At 72.3% G+C, this 23,671-nt stretch carries 16 protein-coding genes and 2 pseudogenes; 8 read left to right on the top strand and 10 right to left on the bottom strand.

Annotated features, from left to right (window positions below; translation table 11 throughout):
* Nucleotides 1-35 precede the first annotated feature (35 nt).
* From CLT74_RS29415 to mptB (CLT74_RS29425), 3 genes are all read left to right on the top strand, one after another.
* A complete protein-coding gene (locus CLT74_RS29415) occupies nt 36-1,664 on the top strand; it encodes a hypothetical protein (RefSeq protein ID WP_143697222.1) in 1,629 nt (542 codons plus the stop codon).
* Between the two features lie 128 nt (nt 1,665-1,792).
* Complete coding sequence (mptB, locus tag CLT74_RS29420; protein ID WP_199172284.1) at nt 1,793-3,205, top strand: polyprenol phosphomannose-dependent alpha 1,6 mannosyltransferase MptB; 1,413 nt, start codon at nt 1,793-1,795, stop codon at nt 3,203-3,205.
* A gap of 158 nt (nt 3,206-3,363) precedes the next feature.
* On the top strand, nt 3,364-4,863 hold the full coding sequence (gene mptB, locus CLT74_RS29425; RefSeq protein WP_099853381.1) for a polyprenol phosphomannose-dependent alpha 1,6 mannosyltransferase MptB: 1,500 nt from the start codon (nt 3,364-3,366) through the stop codon (nt 4,861-4,863).
* A 199-nt stretch (nt 4,864-5,062) separates the two neighbouring features.
* On the opposite strand, the gene CLT74_RS29430 is transcribed toward mptB (CLT74_RS29425), so the two are convergent.
* The 3 genes from CLT74_RS29430 to glnA form a co-directional block, all read right to left on the bottom strand.
* Nucleotides 5,063-6,040 carry a hypothetical protein gene (locus tag CLT74_RS29430; protein ID WP_099850803.1) on the bottom strand — a complete coding sequence of 326 codons (978 nt, stop codon included), beginning with the start codon at nt 6,038-6,040 and terminating at the stop codon, nt 5,063-5,065.
* Nucleotides 6,041-6,116: 76 nt separating this feature from the next.
* Nucleotides 6,117-6,476, bottom strand: a complete 360-nt coding sequence (locus tag CLT74_RS29435) for a PadR family transcriptional regulator (protein ID WP_099850805.1) — start codon at nt 6,474-6,476, stop codon at nt 6,117-6,119.
* Nucleotides 6,477-6,574: 98 nt separating this feature from the next.
* Nucleotides 6,575-7,999 carry a type I glutamate--ammonia ligase gene (gene glnA, locus CLT74_RS29440; RefSeq protein WP_099850807.1) on the bottom strand — a complete coding sequence of 475 codons (1,425 nt, stop codon included), beginning with the start codon at nt 7,997-7,999 and terminating at the stop codon, nt 6,575-6,577.
* A gap of 379 nt (nt 8,000-8,378) precedes the next feature.
* On the opposite strand from glnA, the gene CLT74_RS29445 reads away from it, so the two are divergent.
* Nucleotides 8,379-8,777 (top strand): RDD family protein, encoded by a 399-nt coding sequence (locus tag CLT74_RS29445; RefSeq protein ID WP_099853386.1) that lies wholly within the window; start codon nt 8,379-8,381, stop codon nt 8,775-8,777.
* Nucleotides 8,778-8,898: 121 nt separating this feature from the next.
* Here the strand turns inward: CLT74_RS29445 and CLT74_RS29450 are convergent, their stop codons facing one another.
* Complete coding sequence (locus CLT74_RS29450) at nt 8,899-9,588, bottom strand: DUF4191 domain-containing protein (protein ID WP_099850809.1); 690 nt, start codon at nt 9,586-9,588, stop codon at nt 8,899-8,901.
* Between the two features lie 195 nt (nt 9,589-9,783).
* Here CLT74_RS29450 and CLT74_RS30965 point away from each other — a divergent pair, with 195 nt between their 5' ends.
* Both CLT74_RS30965 and CLT74_RS29455 read left to right on the top strand, forming a co-directional pair.
* Entirely contained in the window at nt 9,784-9,954 is a 171-nt protein-coding gene (locus CLT74_RS30965) for a hypothetical protein (protein WP_199172285.1), read from the top strand.
* Nucleotides 9,955-9,962: 8 nt separating this feature from the next.
* Nucleotides 9,963-13,100 carry a helix-turn-helix transcriptional regulator gene (locus tag CLT74_RS29455; RefSeq protein ID WP_486582676.1) on the top strand — a complete coding sequence of 1,046 codons (3,138 nt, stop codon included), beginning with the start codon at nt 9,963-9,965 and terminating at the stop codon, nt 13,098-13,100.
* A 127-nt stretch (nt 13,101-13,227) separates the two neighbouring features.
* Here CLT74_RS29455 and lipA read toward each other — a convergent pair.
* Nucleotides 13,228-14,275: pseudogene (lipA, locus tag CLT74_RS29460) on the bottom strand (lipoyl synthase).
* Nucleotides 14,276-14,676: 401 nt separating this feature from the next.
* Between lipA and aspS the strand changes: the two are divergent.
* Nucleotides 14,677-15,963: an aspartate--tRNA(Asn) ligase gene (aspS, locus tag CLT74_RS29465; protein ID WP_099850810.1), complete on the top strand. Its 1,287-nt coding sequence runs from the start codon at nt 14,677-14,679 to the stop codon at nt 15,961-15,963.
* A 191-nt stretch (nt 15,964-16,154) separates the two neighbouring features.
* Here aspS and lipB read toward each other — a convergent pair.
* Nucleotides 16,155-16,784, bottom strand: a pseudogene (gene lipB / locus CLT74_RS29470) (lipoyl(octanoyl) transferase LipB); the annotation flags it as partial.
* A gap of 81 nt (nt 16,785-16,865) precedes the next feature.
* A complete protein-coding gene (locus tag CLT74_RS29475) occupies nt 16,866-18,686 on the bottom strand; it encodes a DUF6311 domain-containing protein (RefSeq protein WP_099850812.1) in 1,821 nt (606 codons plus the stop codon).
* Between the two features lie 168 nt (nt 18,687-18,854).
* Between CLT74_RS29475 and CLT74_RS29480 the strand changes: the two genes are divergently transcribed.
* Complete coding sequence (locus CLT74_RS29480; RefSeq protein WP_099853396.1) at nt 18,855-20,090, top strand: extracellular catalytic domain type 1 short-chain-length polyhydroxyalkanoate depolymerase; 1,236 nt, start codon at nt 18,855-18,857, stop codon at nt 20,088-20,090.
* A 94-nt stretch (nt 20,091-20,184) separates the two neighbouring features.
* Here the strand turns inward: CLT74_RS29480 and CLT74_RS29485 are convergent, their stop codons facing one another.
* The 3 genes from CLT74_RS29485 to CLT74_RS29495 form a co-directional block, all read right to left on the bottom strand.
* Nucleotides 20,185-21,084 (bottom strand): TIGR01777 family oxidoreductase, encoded by a 900-nt coding sequence (locus CLT74_RS29485; RefSeq protein WP_099853400.1) that lies wholly within the window; start codon nt 21,082-21,084, stop codon nt 20,185-20,187.
* Between the two features lie 47 nt (nt 21,085-21,131).
* Nucleotides 21,132-22,139, bottom strand: a complete 1,008-nt coding sequence (locus CLT74_RS29490; RefSeq protein ID WP_099850814.1) for an aldo/keto reductase — start codon at nt 22,137-22,139, stop codon at nt 21,132-21,134.
* Between the two features lie 207 nt (nt 22,140-22,346).
* Nucleotides 22,347-23,669, bottom strand: a complete 1,323-nt coding sequence (locus CLT74_RS29495) for a low temperature requirement protein A (protein ID WP_099850816.1) — start codon at nt 23,667-23,669, stop codon at nt 22,347-22,349.
* Nucleotides 23,670-23,671: the final 2 nt, after the last annotated feature.

The following is a 23,671-nucleotide window of genomic DNA, read 5'->3' on the forward strand; positions in this document are numbered from 1 at the left end:
CCACTGCCGGTCACCGACCGTGGTAGGACTGCTCGGTGCCGACATCGAGCCACGCTGCCGTCCCGGACGGGCGGGCCGCCGACCCTGCGCCAGGTAACGGGGCATCGGGGTCGGCCCACCCCGTCCTCGGTGCGCTCGTGGTGTCGCTGCTGCTGGCTGTCGCGTTCCTGCTGGCCCCGCCCATGGGCACCGATCTCTCGGCGCAGGTGGCCCGCGCGGGTTTCGCTGAGCGCAACGGTCTCGCCCCGCTGGACTTCTCCTGGTACGGCGGGGTCAACCAGTTCGGCTACAGCCTCTACACGCAGACGCTCGGCGCGCTGATCGGGGTGCGTACGGTCGGTGCGGTCGCCGCTGTCGTCTCCGCCGTGGCACTGGCCTGGCTGCTGACGCTTACCGGCGCCCGCCGCCCACTGCTCGGCGGTCTGCTGGGCGCGGTCGTCCTGGTCGGGAACCTGGCCAGTGGCCGGATCACCTTCGCCGTCGGCCTGATGTGGGCGCTGCTCGCGCTCTGCGCCGTCGCCGTGCCCCGAGGGGCGCGCTGGTGGCGGCTGTCGGCGGCCGGTGCGGCGGCGGTGCTGGCGACGGCCGCCAGCCCGGTGGCCGGCCTCTTCCTCGGTGTCGCCGGCGGCACCCTCCTGATCCTCGACATCCGGCGGCACCGGCGACCCGGCGCCGCCGCCCTGGTGCTCTGCCTGGCGCCGCTGGTGACGGTGGCGCCGATGGCGGTGCTCTTCGGCAACGGTGGCTGGCAGCCGTTCAGCGCCGAATCACTGCGGATCAACCTCGCCCTGGCCGTGGTGGTGCTCGCGCTCGTGCCGGTCCGGGCCCTGCGGGTCGGTGCCGCGCTCACCGTGTCGCTCCTCATCGCGGCCTACTACCTGCCCAGCCCGGTCGGCTCGAACGCGTTGCGCCTGCCGATGCTCTTCGCCCTGCCGCTCGTCGCGGCCTACGTCGGGCTCGGCCGACGATGGATGGCCGTGCTGCTCGTCGCGCTGTTCTGGTGGCAGTCCCCGGTGATGACGAACGACATCGTCCGCCGTGGCTCGGCACCGGCGTACGCCGCCTTCCACGAACCGTTGCTCGACGAGCTGGCACGGCGGGCACCTGTGGGGCGGATCGAGGTGGTGCCGCTGCGGGATCACTGGGAGAGCGCGTTCGTGGCCGCCGTCGTGCCCCTGGCCCGGGGTTGGGAGCGGCAGGCCGACGTGGGACGCAACGCCCTCTTCTACGACGGCAGCCTCGACGCCGACCGGTACGGCGAGTGGCTGCGCCGGAACGCCGTCAGCTACGTCGCCGTCGCGCCGGACGCGGCGCTGGACCGGTACGGCCAGGCCGAGGCGACGCTCATCCTGGCCGGCCAGCCGTACCTGCGGGAGGTCGGTCGCCCCGGGCAGTGGCGGCTGTACCAGGTGCTCGACCCGGAACCGCTTGTCTCCGGTCCGGCTCGGCTCGTCGGGTCCGACGACGCTGGTGTCCGATTCACCATCGACACTCCGGCCGACGTGCTGGTCCGGGTCCGGTGGTCCCGCTGGCTGTCGCTGGCGGCCGGAGCGGGCTGCCTGAGCCCCGGCGCGGACGGGTGGGCCACGGTTCGGGCCCGAACTGCCGGCACCTTCGAGATCACCAGCAGCCTGCGGCCGACCGGCCACTGCCCGTCCGGCTGAGGCCCGGCCCGGCACTGCCCAGCTGTCCGGTGGGGTTGGGCCGGTCTGGCGCTGTCCGGCCGGCTGATGCCGGCCGCTGATGATGCCCACCTCCGGACCGCGCGCACGGTACTGGCAGCATGGCGGACGTGCCCCATCACCTCGTTCGCTGGACCGGACTGGCCGGATCGATCATGCTCTCCGTGGCGGCGTTCCTCGGGGGCGCCCTGCCCGACGGGGACCTGCGACCCAACCCGGTCAAGATCTGGCTGGGGCCGAACGGTCCGCTGATCATCGGGCTGTGGTTGTTCGGCACCGCGGCCATGGTGGTGGCCTGGTGGACGCTGCGGGACCGGGTGCCGTCGGTCCGATGGGCCCTGGTCACCGCCGGGCTGTGGGTGCTGCCGTTCCTGTTCACCCCGCCGCTGGGCAGCCGGGACGCCTACGCGTACGCCTGCCAGGGGGCGAGCTACGCCAACGGCATCAGCCCGTACGAGTACGGCGTCTCCACGCTGCCCTGTCCGTGGCTGGACACCATGTCGTACATCTGGCGGGACACTCCCGCGCCGTACGGCCCGCTGTTCGTGGTGCTCTCCGGCGCGGTCGTCGCCGCGACAGGTTCCCTGATCGGCAGCATCGCGCTGTTCCGGGTACTCGCCGTGGCAGGTGTGGTGCTGACCGCGGCCAGCCTGCCGGTGCTGGCCCGCCGTTGCGGCGTACCTGTCGAGCGCGCCCTCTGGCTCGCCCTGGCCAGCCCGCTGGTCGGGGTGCACCTGATCTCCGGCGTGCACAACGACGCGTTGATGGTCGGGCTGCTGGTGGCCGGGCTGGCCGTGGTGGTCAGCCGCCCGGGGCGGCCCTGGCCGCTGCTGGCCGGCGGCGTCGTGCTCGGCCTGGCCGCCGGCATCAAGGTGACCGCGCTGGTGGTGGTGCCGTTCGCGGCGCTCGCCGCGATCACCGGCGGCTTCTCGCTGCGCGCGCTGCTGCGCCACGGCACGCCTGTGGTCGGCGGAACCGTGGCCACGCTGTTCGGGGTGACCCTCGCCGCCGGGCTGGACCTCGGCTGGATCACCGGCCTGTCGCACGGCAACGAGGTGGTCGCCTGGACCTCTCCGCCGACCGCCGTCGGGCAGACCGTCAACTACCTGGCGCTGCCGTTCGGCCAGCACATCGACGCGCTGCCGGTGACCCGGGCCATCGCGGTGCTGGTGCTGGCGGCAGTGCTGGTGTGGCTGTGGTTCCGGGCCCGCCACCGCGAACCGCTCTGGCACGCCGCGCTGGCGTTGACCGCGACGGTGGCGCTCGCCCCGCTGTTCCACCCCTGGTACTGGTTCTGGCCGCTGGCGCTGCTCGCCGCCACCGCGCAGCGCACCTGGTGGTTCAGCGCGGTGACCGTCTACGCCGCGTTCCTGGTGCTGGCCGACGGCACCGGGCTGCCCCGGTACACCAAGACGGTGGGTGCGCCGCTGATGACGCTGTTCGTGATCGTGGTGACGGTCCGCTTGGTACGGTCGGCGAAGGAGGCCCGGACGGCGGCCCGGCAACCGGTGCCTGTCGAGTAGGCCAGTTCCGGCGGGGCGTCCCTGGACACCGCACTGGAGGAGAGGTACGGCCGGTGACCGATCCCGGCGCCCGTTCCCACCTCGGTCCCCGCTCCGCGTCCGGCGCCCGCAGCGATCCGGGGCTCGGCGATGCCCGGCCTGCGGGCCCTCGCGACTCACTGGCCCGGTACGCCGGACTGGTCGGGGCGCTGCTGCTGGCGGTCGCCGGATATCTCGGCGGTGCCCTGCCCGAGCCCATCACCGCCCCCGATGGCGGCCCGCTGACCGTCACGTTGTGGCTGCTCGGCACGGTCGCCATGGTCGGCTCCTGGTGGGCGTTGCGCGCCGGTGCCCCGTCGACCAGGTGGGCGTACGTGACAGTCGGGTGGTGGACGCTGCCGCTGCTGGTGACCGCCCCGCTGGGTAGCCGGGACGTCTACTCGTACGCCTGCCAGGGTTGGATCTACGCCGACGGTGGTGATCCGTACGTCACCGGGGTGGCCGCGGCCGGATGCCCCTGGGTCGAGGCGGTCGCGCCGGTCTGGCGGGACACCCCGGCACCGTACGGGCCGCTCTTCGTGCTGCTCGCCGCGCTGACAGTGGTGCTCGGCGGCGGACTGGTCGGCACCCTGGTACTGCTGCGGGTGCTGGCCCTCGCGGGCGTGCTGGCGGCAGCGGCCTGCCTGCCCGGCCTGGCTCGGGCAGCCGGCGTCCCGCCCCGGCGGGCGACCTGGCTGCTGCTGGCCTGCCCGCTGGTCGGGGTGCACCTGGTGGCCGGGGCACACAACGACGCGGTGATGCTCGGCTTGCTCCTGCCCGCCCTGCTGCTGCTGGTCCACCGTCCGGGGCGGCTGGGCTCGCCAGGTGGGGTCCGGGTGCTGCTGGTGGCCGGGATGCTGTTCGGGCTGGCGGTGTCGGTGAAGGCCACCGCCGTGGTCGTGTTGCCGTTCGCGGCGCTGGCCGCCGTGCGGGGGCGGCCCGTCGCGCGGGCGCTGCTGCGCGACGGTGGCCTGCTGGCTGTCGGGGCCTTCGGCGGGCTGCTGGGCCCCTCACTGCTGACCGGTCTCGGGCTCGGCTGGCTCGGTGGGCTGGGCCGCAGCGGCGACACCGTGCAGTGGACCTCGCCGTCGACAGCCGTCGGCATGCTCGTCGACTACGTCGGTGAGCTGCTCGGCCGGCAACCCGACGCGGTCCCGGTAACCCGCATCGCCGGACTCCTCCTACTGGCAGCCTTCCTCCCCCTCCTCTGGTCCCACACCCTCTCCACCCCCCACCCCCACCCCCACTCAGCCTCGTTGATCATGAAGTTATTGCCATGGGCAAGCGCTTGCCCGGGCAATAACTTCATGATCAACGAGGCCTCGGCTGGGGGTGGAGGTGGGGGTGGGGTGGTGTTGGGGGGTGCGGGGGTGGCGTTGGGGGCGACTGTGGTGCTCGCGCCGGTGTTTCATCCCTGGTACGCCACCTGGCCGCTGGCGCTGCTCGCGGTGGCGGGTAGCCGGACCGGGTGGTTCGCGCTGCCGTGTGCGCTCGCCTCGTTTCTCGCCCTGCCGGACGGCACCAGCCTGGCTCGGCTGACCAAGGCCCCGGGCGCGATCGCGATGACGATCCTGGTCCTCGCCGTAGTCATCCGATCCCTGTCCGCCCACCGCCCACCGAGAACGTCCCCACCCCACTGATCCCGGATCCGCGCTGGCACACGCCCGAACCGTGGCAGCAAAGGTGCCCGACACGCCGCTGCGACAGCACCGGAACTGTCACACCTCTCGGACACGCCACGATCGTGGGCGGCGTGTCCGAGAGGTGTGACCGCAAGGGTGCGGTGTAGCCCGGGCATGTCGTCCTTGGCGGCCTGGGCCCGGCGCGACAGGGGTGCGGTCAGCGGCGGGTGCCGCAGGTGGGGCAGGGCTCGCCAGGGCTGCCGCCGAGGCGACGTCGCAGGGCCACGGCGGCCGGCAGCACGGCCGGCCCGAGCAGCCCGACGGTGAGCGCCGCACCGACAAGGGTCGGGTAGGTCGGACGCGGTGCGCCGTTGAGGCCGTCCACCGCCCCGGCCAGGATGTGCACGCTGAGCAGGCCGACCGGGGTGAGCAGGGCGATCACCGCCCAGCCACCCCGCCAGTCCCGACGCATGGCCAACCCGACCGCGAGCAGCAGCCCGACCCCCAACAGCACCGCCCCGGCGGCCGGCAGCAGCAGTTCGGAGGTCCACCGGTACGAGCCCCAGTAGAGCTTGTTGCCGGCCCCGGCGACGAATGCGCCGCCACCCACCGCTGCCGCGATCGGCAGGGCCCGAGCCGGCAGCGGCAGGTGACCGTCGACGGCGAGCGCCAGCACGCCGAGGGCGATCTGTGGCACCAGCACCAACAGCGGCGGCCGGGGAAGCCCGGCGATCGGGCTCACCAGGAGAACCGCCACGGTGGCCAGCACCGCTGCGGCGACGGCCACCCGGGTGGCCCGGCCCGGTGCGACGAGCACGAGGACCGCCACGACCAGCCACGCCAGCCACGCGACGATGCCTGTCGACGTGAACGGGCCGAACACCAGCACGCCCGCCTCGGCGGGCGGTTGGTTCTGCTCGACGAGCGTCCAGAAGCCGGCCAGGAAGGCGGCGGTGGTCAGCGCGAGCAGCGCCGCAAGGCGTACCCCGGGGGCCAGGTCGGTGGCGCCGGCGGCCCGCAGCCGCTGGCGGAGGCCGCCACGCACGAGGTCGGCGGCGTCCGCGAGCGAGGGCCAGCGCCGTCGCGGGTCCGCCAGGTCGAGGTACGTCCCGACGATCTCGTCGCCCCGGTCGTGGCGATAGTCCGTCGGGTACGCCCGCAGCAGGTGCCGGTATCGACGCTCAAGCGTGCTCATGCCGGCCCTCCGCTTCGCTGCGTGCCGGCCTGGGGCACCAGCGCACCGCGTTGATGATTCGCTCGCTGACGCTCGCTCATGCCAGACCTCCGGCGGTACGCGGTGCGAGCGGCTGCACCGAGCGGGCGCGGAGCCGGGCGGTGGCGGCCTCGACGTTGCGGCGCAGGCGTTCGGTCTCGGCGGCGAGCGTCGCGTCACCGGTGGGGGAGAGGCGGTAGTAGCGGCGCAGCCGCCCGTCGACGGTCTCCTCCCGGTCGAGTTCGACCAGGCCGGCGTCGGTGAGCCGGTCCAACGCGCCGTAGAGGGTGCCGGGGCGCAGCGACAGTCGCCCCTCGGAGAGGGTCGCGACCTCGCCGATGATCGCGTAGCCGTGCGTCGGCTCGCGGGCGAGTGCGGTCAGGATGAGGAAGGTTGGCTCGCGTAGCGGAGTGTCCACCCGAGCAATATATCGGACGCGAAGGTATTGCGGGGGCCGACATGCCACGGGCCGGCTCCGCGAAGTGCGGAGCCGGCCCGGATGGCGCTGAGTGGGACTCAGCAGTCGAAGTACATCGCGAACTCGTGCGGGGTCGGGCGCAGACGCACCGGGTCGACCTCGTTGGCCCGCTTCCAGTCGATCCAGGTGGAGATCAGGTCGGGGGTGAAGACACCACCGTCGAGCAGGTAGTCGTGGTCGGCCTCGAGCGAGTCGAGCACGGCCGGCAGCGAGCCCGGCACCTGCTTGACGTCGCCCCACTCCTCCGGCGGGAGGTCGTAGAGGTCCTTGTCGATCGGCGCCGGCGGCTCGATCTTGCTCTTGATGCCGTCCAGACCGGCCATCAGCATCGCCGAGAAGGCGAGGTAGACGTTCGCCGACGGGTCCGGCACCCGGAACTCGACCCGCTTGGCCTTGGCGTTGCTGCCGGTGACCGGGATGCGGGTGCAGGCGGAGCGGTTGCGCTGCGAGTAGACCAGGTTGACCGGCGCCTCGTAACCGGGCACCAGGCGGCGGTACGAGTTGACGGTCGGGTTGGTGAAGGCCAGCAGCGACGGGGCGTGGTGCAGCAGGCCGCCGATGTACCAGCGGGCCATGTCGGACAGGCCGGCGTACCCGGTCTCGTCGTAGAACAGCGGCTCGCCGCCCAGCCAGAGGCTCTGGTGGGTGTGCATGCCGGAACCGTTGTCACCGAAGAGCGGCTTCGGCATGAAGGTGGCGGTCTTGCCGGCGGCCCAGGCGGTGTTCTTCACGATGTACTTGAAGAGCTGGAGCTGGTCACCGGCGTGCAGCAGGGTGGAGAACTTGTAGTTGATCTCCGCCTGGCCGGCGGTGCCGACCTCGTGGTGCGAGCGCTCCACGGTGAAGCCGGTGTCGATGAGCCGGCGGACGATCTGGTCGCGCAGGTCGGCGTAGTGGTCGACCGGCGGCACCGGGAAGTAACCGCCCTTGTACGCGGTCTTGTAACCGCGGTTGCCGCCCTCCTCCTCACGACCGGTGTTCCAGGCGCCCTCGATCGAGTCGATGTAGTAGTACGCCTGGTGCGCGGAGGTCTCGTGGCGGATCGAGTCGAAGATGTAGAACTCCGCCTCCGGACCGAAGTAGGCGGTGTCGGCGATACCGCTGGCGGCGAGGTACGCCTCGGCCTTCTTCGCCACGTTGCGCGGGTCACGCGAGTACGCCTCGCGGGTGAACGGGTCGTGGATGAAGAAGTTCAGCGCGAGGGTCTTCTGCGCGCGGAACGGGTCGATGAAGGCGGTGGCGACGTCCGGGAGCAGGAGCATGTCCGACTCGTGGATCGCCTGGAAGCCGCGGATCGACGACCCGTCGAAAGCGAGACCGTTGGTGAAGAAGTCGTCGTCGACGGACTCCACCGGCAGGTTGAAGTGCTGCATGACGCCGGGCAGGTCACAGAAACGAACGTCGACGAACTTCACGTCCTCGTTCTTGAGGTAACGCAGGAGTTCCTCGGGATTGGCGAACACTCGTCCTCCTGGCACGTCCACGGGTAGCTAGGCTCCTGGCGACGCTATGGCCGTGCGGTTGCCCGGCCATGTCTCCAGTGTTTCTGCCGTGTTACGTCCCTCGCGTTGGGTCACCCCGGTGCCTGTCCCGGACACCTCAAACCCGAGGAACGGGTCCGGCTGTGCCAGTGTAGTGAAACTTGATGAGATTGGTCCTTTTTGGCACCACGCGTCGGCCGGCCCGACGCCCGTTCCGATCGGCCCGGCGTTCGTTCCGGTCGGCCCCGACGGCCGGGTCCGGCTCCGTCCGGCGCCAGCTTCCGCTTCCGGTACGCGCCCGCTTCCCGCCGGGCCTCGGGCCTGCACCGGTTCGGTTCCGCCGCTGACTAGGCTCGTGCGGGTGACCACCCAGCCGCGTCCCGCGCCACCCCCCGCTACGGACCCCGACTTCGTCCCGGCCGACCTGGGTCGCCGGTTCGGGGCCCTGGTCATCGACTGGATTCTCTGCCTGCTCGCCTCGGGGCTGTTCGCCAGCCCGACCCGGGACGCCTGGGCACCCGTGCTGGTGCTGATCCTGCTGTACGGCGTCTTCCTGGGCCTGTTCGCCCAGACCCCCGGCATGTACCTGACCCGGATCCGCTGCGTCGACTGGACCGACGGCGGTCGGATCGGTCTGCTCCGGGCACTGCTGCGTGGGGTGCTGCTGGCCCTGGTCGTCCCCGCCCTGCTGATGGACCAGCACCGGCGCGGCCTGCACGACCGCCTCAGCGGCTCCGTCGTCACCCCCGCGCAGCGCTGATCGGTCCCGCTCGCACGCTCGCGCGGACCCGCGAAACGCATCACCCCCGCGCATCGGCGATCAGGGGTGCTGATCGGCGGTCGCGCGGGGGTGCGGGTCCGCGGTGGAACAGGGCTGCTGGTCAGCGACCGCGCGACTGGCGGAACGCGCCGCGCGGCGGGCGCAGGTTCTTGGGGATGGCCCCCTTGGGCATCTGCGGGCGGGCGGTAAGCGCCTTGAGCCGCTTGTCCAGGGAGTTGACGTCCTTGCCGCTGAGGTTGCGGGGCAGTCGCATCAGCGTCATCCGCAACTTACGGATCGGCAGCTCGCCCTCGTCCTGCCCGATGACGTAGTCGTAGAGCGGGGCGTTGCCGATCACCTTGGCGAGCCGACGCTTCTCCTGGCCGAGCAGCCCGCGGACCCGCTGCGGGTTGCCCTCGGCCAGCAGGATCACGCCGGGCCGGCCGATGACCAGGTGCACCATGTCCATCTGGGTGGTCGAGCTGACCGCCGGGGAGACCCGCCAGTCACCGCGCATGTTCTCCATGATCTGCGCGGCGGCGCCCGGCTGCCCCTCGGCCGCGTTCATCATCGCCCGGTTCGACCGGAGGTTGAGCACGATCAACAGGCAGAGCAGGGCGAACAGGATGCCCAGCGGCAACCAGAGCCAGCCCCAGAGCGCGACCGCGACCACGGTCAGCGCGAGCGGGATCAGCACCGCACCGGTCGCCAGGGGGGCGAACCACTTGTCCTGCTTGGCGGTGAACCGGAACACCAACCCGATCTGCTTCAGCCGCTGGCCGAACGAGACCTTCTCCTGGGGCTTTGCCATGGCGTCGAGTCTAGTGGTCGCCCGCCGCACCGTTGATCCGCGGCCGGCTGAGTACCTTACGACCCCGCTACGCCGCTGACGACCCGGCGTAAGGAGGGCGAGCGGGCACAGATCAGGCACTGTGCCCATGCCCCGGCGGCACCTTCGCGAGCAGAGTCAATGTCACCAGTTGACGACGATCGCAGGGAGCCCGACATGTTCGGTCACGACGCCAACCTCATGCTCACCCTCTACCGTACGCACTCCGCCGAGCTGCGGGCCGAGGCCGCCCGGGACCGGCTGGCCCGGTCGCTGCCGCACCGCTCGGCACGCGGCTGGCTGAACCGCAGGCATCACCGCACGGGTACCGACGAGGCCCGCCACTGAGCGCCGAGATGGAGAACCAGCCGCGCCGCGCCCGCCCCGGCATCAGCACAGGTGCCGGGGCCGGCGCGGGTACGGCCATCGACGGCGACACCAGCACCGGCCCGGGCACCAACGGAGGCACCGTCACCAGCACGACCGCCAGGGCCGGTACGGCCGCTCGGGCCGGTACGGTTGCGGGCACCGGGACGGGTACCGGCGGCGAACCGGCGGACGGGGACCGACAGGACGGCCGGCGGGGCGGCGAGGCTGGGCGTGGCATGCTCGGTGCCGTGACCGTCCGCCCCACCAGTACCGTCCTCGTCGGCCGCCAGCGTGAGATGACCCGGCTACGCGAGGCGGTCGCCCGCGTCCGCGCCGGGGAGCCGGTCACCCTCCTGGTCGGCGGCGAGGCCGGGGTCGGCAAGACCCGCCTGCTGGAGGAGTTCGGGCGCTCCGTCGGCGACAACGCCCGCCTGCTGGTCGGGCAGTGCCTCGAACTTGGCGAGGCCGGCCTGCCGTTCGCCCCGTTCGCCGCGGTCCTGCGGGCCGTGCTGCGCCGCGACGGGACCGGGGTCCTCGACGGGTACGACGGCGAGTTCGCCCGCCTGCTGCCGGAGCTGGCCCGGCCGGCCGGTGTCACCGCGCCCGCCGCCGTACCACCCTCCGACGCCCCCCGGGGTTACCTGTTCGACCTGGTCGCCCAGCTGTTCGGCCGGCTCGCCGCCGACCAGCCACTGATAGTGATGATTGAGGATCTGCACTGGGCGGACCGGTCGACCCGCGATCTGATCGGCTTCCTGGTGCGGGCGGGCCACCCCGGCCCGCTGCTGCTGGTCTGCACCTATCGCACCGACGAACTGCACCGGGGCCACCCGCTGCGGCCCTTCCTGGCCGAGCTGGACCGGGCCCGGGGTGTCGAGCGGGTCGAGCTGTCCCGGCTGGAGCGGGACGGGACCGGGGCGGTCCTCGCCGGGCTGCTCGGTGCCGAGCCGGCCGCGCGGGCGGTCGACGACATCCACGACCGTACCCAGGGCAACCCCCTGTTCATCGAGGAGCTGGCCGCCGCCGGCAGCCCGATCGGCTGCGCCGCGCTGCCGGACACGCTGCGCGATCTGCTGCTGGCCCGGGTCGACCGCCTGCCCGAGCCGGCCCAACGGGTGCTGCGGATCGCCGCCGCCGGCGGCAACCGCCTGTCCCACCAGCTGCTCGCCGAGGTCGCCGGCCTGCCCGAGGCGGAGCTGGACGACGCCCTGCGGGCCGCCGTCGCCGCCCAGCTGCTGGTCGTCGACCCGGACGGCGACTACGAGTTCCGTCACGCACTGGTCCGCGAGGCGGTCCACGACGAGCTGCTGCCCGGTGAGCACGCCCGGCTGCACGCCCGGTTCGCCGCCGCCATCGAGGCCCAGCCGTCGCTGGTCGCCGCCGGCCGGGCCCCGGCCGAGATCGCCCACCACTGGCACGCCGCCCACGATCATCCGCGAGCCCTGGTGACCGCCCGGGTGGCCGCCTGCGCCGCCGCCGACAGGTACGCGTACGCGGAGCAGACCCGGCTGCTGGAACGGGTGCTGGAACTGTGGGAGCTGGTGCCCGACGCGGCCGAGAGGCTCGGCATGGATCACCTCGCGGTGCTGGAGGAGACGCTCAGCGCGGCGACCACCGCCGGTGACTACAAGCGTGCGCTGACCCTGACCCGGGCCGCGCTGGCCGAGGTCGACACCGAGGCGCAGCCGCTGCGTGCGGCACGGCTGCTGGACCGGCGCGGCCGGATGCTGGCCATGCTCGGCAAGAGCGACGGCGCGACCGAGCTGCGGGAGGCGTACCGGCTGGTGTCAGGGGTGGCGGACGGCCCGGAACGGCTGCGGCTGCTCGCCGACCTCGCCGATCATCTGGCCCGCATCGACCATGCCGACGCGGCCCGGATCGCCGCCGAGGTGGTGACCGCGGCGCAGACCGGCGGCACCGACTGCGCCCTGCTGCCGGTACAGCTCGCGGTGCTCAGTCGCCGGGAGGGCGCGCCGGATCTCGGGCTGGCCGAGCTACGCCGCTGTGAGGCGCTGGCCCGGGCCGCCGGAGAGGTGCCGGCGCTGGTCAGCGCACTTGTGCACATCTCCGACGTGCTCTTCGAACTGGGCCGGTACGACGAGTCGGCGCAGGCCGCCGCCGACGGGATGAACGAGGCTCGTCGGGTCGGCATCAGCCGCTCCACCGGGGCGTACCTGCTCTCCAACCGGGCGGAGGCGCTGCTGGCGCTGGGCCGCTGGTCGGAGGCCGACCAGGTGTGTGCCGAGGCGGCCCGGCTCGACCCGCCGGGCGTCTCGGGGCTGCACTGGCTGCAACTGCGGGCCGTCCTGCGGTTGGCGCAGGGACATCCCCGCGCCGACGAGACGGTCGGCCGGGCGCTGGGTTTCCTCACCAAGCCGTACCTGCATCCGCACAACCGGCTGCCGCTGCACCAGCTGCGGCTGGAGGCGGCGCTGGCGGCCGACGACCGGTTCGAGGTGGTCCGGGCGGCACAGGCGAGCCTGGTCGATCCCGCGATCGTCGACTACCCCCGCTACGGCTGGCCGGTGCTGGCCGCGACGGCACGGGCCGCCCGGCACACCGGCGACGAGGAGATGGCCGCCCAGGTCGCCACGCTGGCCGGCGGCGTCGCGGCCCGGTTCCCCGCCGAGCGGGCGTACGCCGCCGAGGTCACCGCGACGGCCGGTGCCGGGCCCCTCGCCGCCTGGCAGGCGGCGGTGGCGGCCTGGCGGACCGCCGGTCAGCCCGGGGAACTGGCACGGGTGCTGCTGGGGTACGCCGAGGCGGCGGCGGGCGCGGGGGAGCGGGACGAGGTCGGCGCGGCGGTGAGCGAGGCGGCGGCGCTGGCTGACGGGCTCGGCGCGATCCGGCTCGCCGAGCGGGCGGCCACCCTGGCCCGCCGGGTGGGCCTGCGTGGCGCCGTCCGGGGCCGCCCCGGCGCGGATCTGCTGACCGAGCGGGAACGCGAGGTGCTGCGCCTGGTCGCGGCGGGACACAGCAACAGCCGCATCGCCGAGCAACTGTTCATCTCGCCCAAGACGGCGAGCGTGCACGTCTCCCGGATCATCGCGAAGCTGGACGTGACGAACCGCGTAGAAGCCGCCGCCATCGCCCACCGCCTCAACCTCCTCACCGACCACCCCTGACCCCGACCCCACCCGACCCCACCCGACCCCACGCGATCTTGCACTTTTGGTCGGTGTATATGCCGCATAAGCCGCAGAATGGCGACCAAAAGTGCAAGATCGACGGGGTGAGGGGTGGGGGTGAGGGCTAGCGGGTGGGGAGGGGGGTGGGTTCGCGGGCGGCGAGGGCCTGTTGGTAGAGGCGGCCGGCGCGGTAGGAGGAGCGGACCAGGGGGCCGCTCATCACGCCGGCAAAGCCGATCTCCTCGGCCTCCTCGCGCAGCTCGACGAACTCCTCCGGCTTGACCCAGCGTTCCACCGGGTGGTGCCGGGGGAGGGGCGCAGGTACTGGGTGATGGTGATCAGCTCGCAGCCGGCGTCGTGCAGGTCACGCAGTGCCTGCGAGATCTCGGCCCGCTCCTCGCCCATGCCCAGGATCAGGTTGCTCTTGGTGACCAGGTCGTCGGCGCGGGCCTGCCGGATGACGTCCAGCGACCGCTCGTAGCGGAAGGCCGGCCGGATCCGCTTGAAGATCCTTGGGACCGTCTCCACGTTGTGCGCGAGCACCTCGGGTCGGGCGCCGAAGACCTCGGCGAGCTGCTCGGGTACCGCGTTGAAGTCCGGGATCAGCAACTCGACGCCGCAGCCGGGTTGCAGAGCGTGGATCTGCCGGACCGTCTCGGCGTAGAGCCAGGCACCGCCGTCGGGCAGGTCGTCGCGGGCGACGCCGGTGATTGTGGCGTACCGCAGGCCCATCGACACCACCGACTCGGCGACCCGACGCGGCTCGTCGGCGTCGAACTCGGCCGGCTTGCCGGTGTCGATCTGGCAGAAGTCGCAGCGGCGGGTGCACTGGTCACCGCCGATGAGGAAGGTGGCCTCGCGGTCCTCCCAGCATTCGTAGATGTTGGGGCAGCCGGCCTCCTGACACACCGTGTGCAGCCCCTCGCGCGAGACCAGCCCGCGTAGCTGGGTGTACTCCGGGCCCATCTTGGCCTTGACCTTGATCCACGGTGGTTTGCGCTCGATCGGCGTCTCGGCGTTGCGGGCCTCGATCCGCAGCAGTCGCCGCCCCTCGGGGGCGGGCGTCGCGGTACTCGCGGCCTGGCCGGTCGTCTGCGCGGAGTGCTCGATCGTCACAAAACGAGCCTACGCCGGACGGCGGCGGTCGATGAACGGCGGGCGACGGCCGTCACCCCGGAAATCCTGTGACGCCGGACACCGGGGCCGGAAAAAACACGTAACAGGACGGCCCGGCCGGGTGTTAACGTGCCCGACGAGTAGCGACGACGGAGCCGAGTAGCGCACCGACCCGCCAGTTGAAGAGAGCCGCCGGATGCTGTGAGGCGGTCTGGCACCGGGGCCGCGAAGACCCTCCCGAGCTGCGGGAAGAACGGCGCACGGTGGACCGGCCGGCCCTTGCTGAGCAGGGGCACCCCGGCATCCGCGCCCAGTAGACCCCGCCCGGCTGGCCCCGGTGAAAAGGCGACGAACGAGGCTCCCGCCCTGGCGGGGGCGAAGGTGTGGTGGCACCGCGAGGTTTCCCGCTCGCCCACACCTCCCGGGGATCGCGTTGCGATTGATCGAGGAGGTAGCCATGCAACGCATCCTGTCCGACCAGCTCACCCGGCACACCGGCGGTACCGTCCGGATCGCCGGCTGGGTGCACCGCCGCCGACTGCTCAAGTCGGTGGCCTTCCTGATCGTCCGGGACGCCGCCGGGCTCGCGCAGGTGGTCGTCACCGACCCCGCGGTGCGCGCCGAGGTCGAGGCGCTGCCGGAGGAGACAGTCGTCGAGGTGGTGGCCACCGTGGTCACGAACGCGGCGGCTCCCGGCGGGTTGGAGCTGACCGACCCGACGGTACGACCGCTCGGCCCGCCCGCCGACACACCGCCGTTCGATCTCTACCGACCCGACCTGGCCGCCACCCTGCCGACCCAGCTGGACCACGCCCCGGTCGCCCTGCGCCACCCGACCCGGTCGGCCGCGTTGCGGATCTCGGCGGCGGCGGTGGCCGGCTTCCGGGCCTCGCTGGACGCCCGCCGCTTCGTGGAGATCCAGACACCGAAGGTGGTCGCCTCCGCCACCGAGAGCGGGGCGAACGTCTTCACCCTGGACTGGTTCGGTCGGCCCGCGTACCTGGCCCAGTCGCCGCAGTTCTACAAGCAGCTCATGGTCGGGGTCTTCGAGCGGGTGTACGAGGTCGGGCCGGTGTTCCGCGCCGAGCCGCACGACACCGTGCGACACCTGGCGCAGTACACCTCGCTCGACGTCGAGCTGGGCTTCGTCACCGACCACCGGGACGTGATGACGGTGCTGCGGGACACCCTGGCCGGGATGCTCGACACGGTCGGCGACCGGGCCGCCGGCGCGCTGGCCACCCTCGGCGTCACGCCCCCACCGGTGCCGACGCAGATCCCGGCGGTGCACTTCAGCGACGCGCTGCGCATCGCCGGCGCACCCGCCGACGAACCGGACCTGGCACCCGCCCACGAACGCGCGCTGGGCGAGTGGGCCCGCCGTGAGCACGGCTCGGAGTTCCTCTTCGTCACCGGGTACCCGATGGCGAAGCGGCCCTTCTACACCCATCCGGACCCGGCACGGCCGGGCTACTCCAACGGCTTCGACCTGCTGTTCCGTGGGCTGGAACTGGTCACCGGCGGGCAGCGCCTGCACCGGCACGCCGACTACCTTGCCGCGCTGGCCGCCCGGGGCGAGCCGGTCGAGCCGTACGCGGGCTACGTCGACGCATTCCGCCACGGCATGCCCCCGCACGGCGGCTTCGCCATCGGCCTGGAACGCCTCGTCGCCCGCCTGACCCACGCCCCCAACATCCGTCAGGTGACCGCCTTCCCCCGCGACCTCCACCGCCTAACCCCCTGACAACCCTCCACCTACCCACCCACGCAAGCCGATCGATCTCGGCCGTCGATCATGAGGTTGTTGTCGCCGATGCCGGCGTGGCGTGACAACAACTTCATGATCAACCGAGTGGGCGGCGTCCCGGCAGGGGGCGTGGGTGGGGGGTGGGGGTGGGGGGTGGGGGTGGGTGGGGGAGGGTTAGGGGTGGGGTGGAGGGTGGGGAGGTGGCGTTCGACTGCGGGGAGGACGTCGGTGACGGTGATGGGGCGGCCCAGTTCGGCGGTGAGGGAGGTGACGCCGGCGTCGCGGATGCCGCACGGCACGATCCGGTCGAAGAACGCCAGGTCGCAGTCACAGTTGATCGAGAAGCCGTGCAGGGTGACACCCCGGGCGACCCGGATGCCGATCGCGGCGACCTTGCGCTCCGGACCCCGGTCGTCGGCCGGCACCCAGACCCCGCTGCGTCCCTCCACCCGGCCGGCGGTCAGGCCGAACTCGGCGCAGACGTCGATAAGCAACTGCTCGACCCGGCGCACGTACGCGACCACGTCGACCGGGTCGGGCAGGCGCACGATCGGGTAACCCACCAACTGGCCCGGGCCGTGCCAGGTGATCTTGCCGCCCCGGTCCACGTCGATCACCGGAGTGCCATCGACCGGACGGTCCCACGGCTCGGTGCGCTTGCCTGCGGTGTAGACGCTCGGATGCTCCAGCAGCAGCACGGTGTCGCCCTGCCCGCCGGCGACCACCGCCTCGTGCAACCGGCGCTGTTCGTCCCAGGCGGCGGCGTAGTCGAGGACACCGGCGCGTACGGCCGTCAGGCCGGAGGTCGTCACGGTCACCCGTCCAGCCTAGACCCGTACCCGCTGGTCACCAGTGGTGAGTCGGCTCACCGCCGGTGACGCCGCCCGACCCTCGGCGGCTCACTCCCCGACCCGCCACACCCAGACGTCCTCGACCCGTTGCGGCTCACCGAAGAGCAGGACCAGGGTACGGCGGATGGCCTCCTCGTCGACCGGCCACTTGGCGCCGTGCACCTCGTCGGCGAGCACCACCGTCTCGATCCGCCAGTGCTCCAGGTCGGCCCGGACCTCCTCGCGGGTCCCCTCGGTGACGATCGGCGGCAGGCCGGTGCGGGCGGCCTGGTCGAGCAGCGCGCCGAACGGGCGGGGCACCGGACCGATGCGTCCCCGGTCGTCGGGACCGCCGGGGCCGAGGAAGAACCCGGACGGGATGGCGAACTCGCCCTGCCGGTTCGCCAACGCGTACGCCTGCCAGCGCTGCCCGTCGGGGTAGACGTCCAGGGCCAGCGGCGCCGGGGTCAGCACCCCGCCCGGGGAGACGTGGTCCCGCCAGGCGCCGGAGGTGATGAAGCGCGGGATAGGTTCCCGTTCGCTTGTCAGCAGCGGGGTGGGGAACAGCGGCACCAGGGCCACCGCGAAGGCGACAGTCCAGGCCACCGCCGCCGGGCGGGACAGCGGGCGTCGGCGCAGCTGGTCGACCGCGTACGCCAGCAGCAGGCCGAGCACCGGCGTCACCACGAGCGCGAACCGGGCGGGCAGCGCGGCGTTCACCACCGGCAGGTGCCCGAGCAGGTCGAAGGGCATCGGCAGGTCGGTGCGCCGGCCGTCGACCTTGGCCACCGGCCCGAAGGAGAGCGTGGTGAAGACCACCGCGACGATCCCGAGCGCCCACAGGGTCGCCCGTCGGCGTGCGTCGCCGGCCCGCCACAGCAGCACGAAACAGCCGACGGCGAGTACCAGCAACGGCAACCCGAAGAACGAGTTCTCCTCGGTGGGGTTCGGCGCCAGCGAGGTGCCGAAACCGGCCTCGCCCGCCAGCGAACGGCGCGGGTAGGCGGCGTACGCCGCGATGTCCTCGGAGTGGATGACCGCGTCGAAGCCGGTGCCGTGGAACCGCTGCGGCCCGGCGAAGTGCAGCCACAGCGGGTATGCCAGCAGCACCCCGGCGACCACAGCGGTCACCGCCAGGCCGCGCAGGAACGAGGGCAGTACGGCGCGGGCCTCGACCCGGTTGGCCGGGTGCAGCGCCCAGACGGCGACGAAGAGCCCGAGCGCCAGCGCGGTGAAGAAGAGTCCCTCGGCGGCGATCGAGAAGGCGACCGCGACGAGTACGCCGAGGATCGCCCCGTCGCGCAGCCAGTGACCGGGCCGGCGCAGCGCGAACAGCCGCCACACCAGCAGCGGCACCAGCCAGCCGGCAGTCCAGTTCAGGTGGGCGTTGGCGTGCGAGACCATCCCGGGGGAGAAGCCGATGAACAGCCCGCCCACCGCGGCGGCGAGGGGGCTGCGGACCAGGTGCCGGGAGAGCAGCCAGTACCAGGCGACGGCGGTGGCGGCCAGGTTGAGGGTGAGGATCACCAGAAAGGTGGCCGGCGGCCCGATCAGGTACGTCAGCGGGGCGAAGGCCGCCGCGTACACGGTGATCGAGGTGTTGACCGCGAGGTTCACCCCGTCCGGGACGTTGATCAGATAGGTGAAGAGCGGGTTCTCGCCGTGGGTCAACGCGTGCCCGCCGAAGGCCAACAGCCATTCGAACAGCGCCTGGTCGCTGGAGTTGACGGTGATCGCCCGTCCGTTCGGGTCGATCCACAGCCCGCTTGTCACCCAGACGGCGAGCGCCAGCGCGACAAGCACCACTGTCAGGTCGACGCGGCGGTCGCGAGTTACCCGCGAGGGCGACGGTGAGGCGGGCGCGGACGCCACGGACGGGGAGGTGGGCACCTAGCGGACGTTACCAATCGCACCGGGACACGCCGGTCAGACCCGGCAGGTCCGCGTCGTCCACCGCGCCACACCCGGACATCGACGAATGTGTGCACGGCCACCATGTCATCGGCGCGACACAGGTGCGTAACGTCGCGGCAATTATTGGTGATCCAGCTCACAACCATGGAGGCTCTTGTGCGCCGCACCCGTACCCGGCTCGCCGGTGCGCTGGCCGGGCTGGTCCTGGCCGCCGCCGCGCTGGTGGCCGTCGCCGCTCCCGCCCAGGCTGCGTCCCTGACCCAGGTCACCGGCTTCGGCTCCAACCCCGGCAACCTCGCCATGTACGCGTACCGACCGGACAACCTGCCCGCGGGCGCTCCGGCCGTGGTGCTGCTGCACGGCTGCGCCCAGAACGCCAGCGGCTACTTCACCAACTCCGGCTGGCAGAAGTACGCCGACCAGTGGCGATTCGCGCTGATCGTGCCCGAGCAGCGCTCGGCCAACAACTCCAGCTCCTGTTTCAACTGGTTCGAGACCGGCGACACGACCCGGGGGCAGGGTGAGGCGCTGTCCATCAAGCAGATGGTCGACCACGCGCGGTCGACGTACGGCACGGCCGCCAACCGGGTCTACGTCAGCGGGCTGTCGGGCGGTGGGGCGATGAGCGCCACCATGCTCGCGACCTACCCGGACGTCTTCGCCGGTGGCTCGATCATCGCCGGGCTGCCGCACCGCTGCGCGACCAGCATGGTCAACGCCTTCTCCTGCATGAGCCCCGGCGTGGACAAGACCCCGGCGCAGTGGGGTGACCTGGTCCGCAACGCCCACCCCGGCTACTCCGGTGCCCGCCCGAAGGTGGCCATCTGGCACGGCACCAGCGACTACACCGTGGCGACGGCGAACGCCACCGAGTCGCGCGACCAGTGGACGAACGTGCTCGGTGTCTCGCAGACGCCCACCAGCACCCGGCAACTGCCGGCCGGCACCAGCGTCGAGGTGTACGGCAACGACGTGGTCCGCGTACACCGGGTCTCCGGCATGGGCCACGGCACCCCGGTCGACCCGGGCTCCGGCGCGGACCAGTGCGGTACCGCCGCCGCGTACTTCCTGGACACCATCTGCTCGACCTACCACGACGCAGTCTTCTTCGGCCTCAACGGCAGCGTCACCCCGACCCCGACGCCGACCCCGACCGCCTCGCCCAGCCCCACCGCGTCACCCACCCCGACCGCGAGCCCGACCCCCACCCCGACCTGCGTCACCGCCAGCAACTACGCCCACGTCACCGCCGGCCGCGCCTACCACTCCGCCGGCTACGCCTACGCCAACGGCTCCAACCAGCGGATGGGCCTCTACAACACCTTCTACACCACCACCCTCCGCCAGACCGCCCCCAACCACTGGACCATCGGCTGCTGACCGGGCCACTCTTGTTGACCATGAAGTTGTTGCCGCGCCACGCCGAGCCCTGCGGCAACAACTTCATGATCAACTCAGATCCGGGCGGGGCGGGTCAGGGGTGGAGGGCGGCTTGGAGGGCGGTGCGGAGGTCGGGGTGGCGGAAGGTGAACTGGGCCCTGTTGAGGACGCCGGGGAGGACGCGGGTGCTGGTGAGGGCCTCCTGGGCGAAGCCGCCCAGGGCGACCTTCAGGGCCAGCGCCGGGATCGGGATGACCGCGGGGCGGTTCAGTTGGTGGGCCAGCTCCCGGGTGAACTCGGCGTTTGTGACCGGGGCCGGGCCGACCACGTTCACCGGCCCGGCCAGATCGGCCCGGGCCAGCAGGAACGTGGTGGCGTTGAGCCAGTCGGTCATCGAGATCCACGGGATCCACTGCCGACCACTCCCCAGCCGACCGGCGATGCCCAGCTTGAACGGCAGCAGTTGCGGTTTGAGCAGCCCACCGTCGCGGTGCAGCGGCAGCCCGGTGCGCAGCCGCACCACCCGTACCCCGGCGTCCTCGGCCGGCCGGGTGGCCGCCTCCCAGACCCGGGCCACGTCGGCGAGGAAACCATCGCCGGCCGGCGCGTCCTCCTCGACCACCCGGTCGCCGGTGTTGCCGTACCAGCCGATCGCCGAGGCGTTCAGCAGCACCTCCGGCCGGTCGGCCACCGGCAGGCCGGCGATGGTGGTGGCCAGCGTGCTTGTGGTGTCCACCCGACTCGACCGGATCAGCTGCCGGTACCTGTCGTTCCAGCGCCGGTCGCCGACACCGGCGCCGGCCAGGTTGACCACCGCGTCGGCCTCCGCGACCACCGCCGGGTCCAACTGCGCCGCCGACGGCGACCACTGTCGCTCGTCGGCATCGCGCGGCGGTCGGCGTACCAGCCGGGTCACCTGGTGCCCGTCGGTGACGAGCAGGTCGACCAGCCGGGTGCCGAGGAAGCCGGACGCACCGGCCATGAGGATCCGCATGCCCTCCATCTTCGGGTACGCGCGGTGACCCCGCCGCGTCGAGTCGGTCACGCCGGTGTGGCGGCCCCTGCCGACCGCAGCTCCGACAGCTCCCGCTCGACCTCCGCGTAGGCGTCGGCGGGCAGCGGCCCGAGGGCGAGCACCCGGGTGTTCTCCTCGACCTGGGCCACCGTGCGGAAGCCGGGAATCGGCACCGTACGGGGGCTGCGGGCCAGCAGCCAGCCGAGCGCGCCCTGGGCGAGGGTACGGCCGTCGGCGGTGAGCGCCGCCCTGACCTTGTCGATCCGCTGCGCCCACTCCGGCGCGGGTCGGCCGTCGGTGAACCAGGGCAGCCACTCGGGTGCCCGCCCCCGCACGTCGTCGTCGCCGAGCGACCTGGTGGCGGCGGTCAGCAGCCCCATCGCCAGCGGCCCCCGGTTGATGCTGGCCAGGTCATGCTTGTCGCAGACCGCAAGCATGTCGGCGTTGTCCCGCAGCACCGACTGGTCGTGCTGGATCGCCGTGCAGTGCGGGGCGGCCGGAGCGAAGGCGGCAGCCGAGTCGGGGTGGTCGGTGCTCCACCCGTACGCCCGGATCTTGCCCTGGGCGACCATGCTCTCCAGCGTGTCGACCAGGTCGAGCGCGAGCGCCGGAGCCAGGTCGTTCAGGTGCAGCTGCAACAGGTCGACGTGATCGGTGTCGAGGCGGCGCAGCGACGCCTCCAGACTGGCCACCGCGTACTCGGGACGGTGGTCCTCGCCGGTGGCCCGGCGGGTCGCCTCGTCGGAGACGAAGCCGAACTTGGTGGCGATCACCACCTGGTCACGGCGGCCGGCGAGGGCCCGGCCGAGTACCCGCTCGCTGTGCCCGGCCCCGTAGTTGCTTGCCGTGTCGAAGAAGGTCACCCCGTGCTCGATCGCCGCGTGCACGGCGCGTACCGACTCCTCGTCGTCGACCTCGCCCCAGCCCAACGGCTGCCGGTCGTCGCCCCACAGCGGCCCACCGATCGCCCAGCACCCCATGCCGATGGCGCTGACCTCGATCCCGCTGCGGCCCAGTTTCCGTGTCATCGTCATGCCGCCAAGCGTCCCGCTTGGAGCGCACTCGAAGTCAAGCGCTGGCGCCGCCACTGTTCGATGACAGTCTCGGGTCACCGCCGGTTCTCCTGCGGGCCTCCCTAGTGCCGCACGAGATGCCGCAACTCGCGCCCTCAACCGCCGGAAATCAGCCAAGATGCCGCAACTCGCGCCGCCCAGTCGCTGCGACGTGCCCCGATCGTGACGTCAGGTGGTGCCAGGGGGTTGGCCGTGCCAGCGGGCGCGGTAGGTCGCCTCGTGGGTCTCGTGGGCGGTGCGTTCCTCGAAGACCACCGCGCGCAGCGTGTGCCGGGCCTCGGACATCAGCACCACCTCGGCAAAGACCAGGCCGACGCAGATCGCGGTGAGCAGCCCGAGCGCGACCAGGCCCGGCATCGGCATGGCGACCGGGATGCCGACGACGAGGACGACGAGGGTGGCGACCCGGGTCCAGCTCAGGGTGTGCAGGGTGCGCAGCTGGAACAGCATGTTGCCGAGCAGGTAGAGGAAAACCCCGCCGAACAGCATCGGCACGTCCGGCCCGTGGGCCGGTTCGGTCACCGGTACGCCGGGTTCGGCGACGTCGTGCACGATGCCCTCGGCGCCGAGGGCGAACAGGATGATCCCGGCGATCATCGGCAGGTACAGGTAGGCGTAGGCGTCGCGGGCCATCAGTACCCGGGCGCGACCGAGGGTGGCGTGCAGAGCGATCCGGGCGGCCGGGCCGATCAGGTCGTAGTGCACCCACCAGAGGGCGGCGGTGAAGAAGATCCCGAGCACCGCGGCGATCACGCCGGGCCAGGTCGGTGCCTGGCCGAGCAGGTTGCTGCCGACGCCGACGGAGATCACCGACTCGCCGAGCGCGATGATCAGGATCAGGTCGTACCGTTCGGTCCAGTGCTCAGCCGAGGTCACCTGCCAGCCCCAGGTGCGGGCGAGCAGGCCGGTGCCGTACTGGAGCAGCACCACGCTCACCCAGAGCGCGTCGCGGACTAACGCAGCGGTTCCAGCATCGCCGATATGACTGGGTAGGAGGGCGGCCACCAGCAGCAGCGCGGTGCTCAGCGCCAGCTCTGGGGCGTATCGGAGCAGTTGCCGGCGCTCGGTCGGGTTGTCGCGCACGACGTGCAGGAACAGGATCAGATGGATGGCGCGGATGACCACGTAGCTGACCGCGACCACGACCGGACCCGCCTCCTCCTTGTGGTCCATGAACGCCTGTGGCAGGGCGAGGGCGAAGCAGAACAGCGCGGCCATTCCGACGACCATCAGCACCGGCACGAAACCCTCGCCGATGCGGATGCGGGTGGCCACCACCGTGTGCACCACCCAGCACCACCAGAGCACGGCCAGCACGAGCGCGGCGTGCAGCAGCTGGCGGCCGTTGATGTTGGCGGCGGTGGCACGGGTGATGATGAAGAACGAGAAGACGAAGACCAGGTCGAAGAAGATCTCGAACTTGTCGACCCGGGCGCCGGGTGCGATGCCGACGGCCGGCCCGAGCCGTCCCCGCCACCCCACGTCGCCCACGG

This window comes from Verrucosispora sp. CNZ293, from assembly GCF_002754655.1.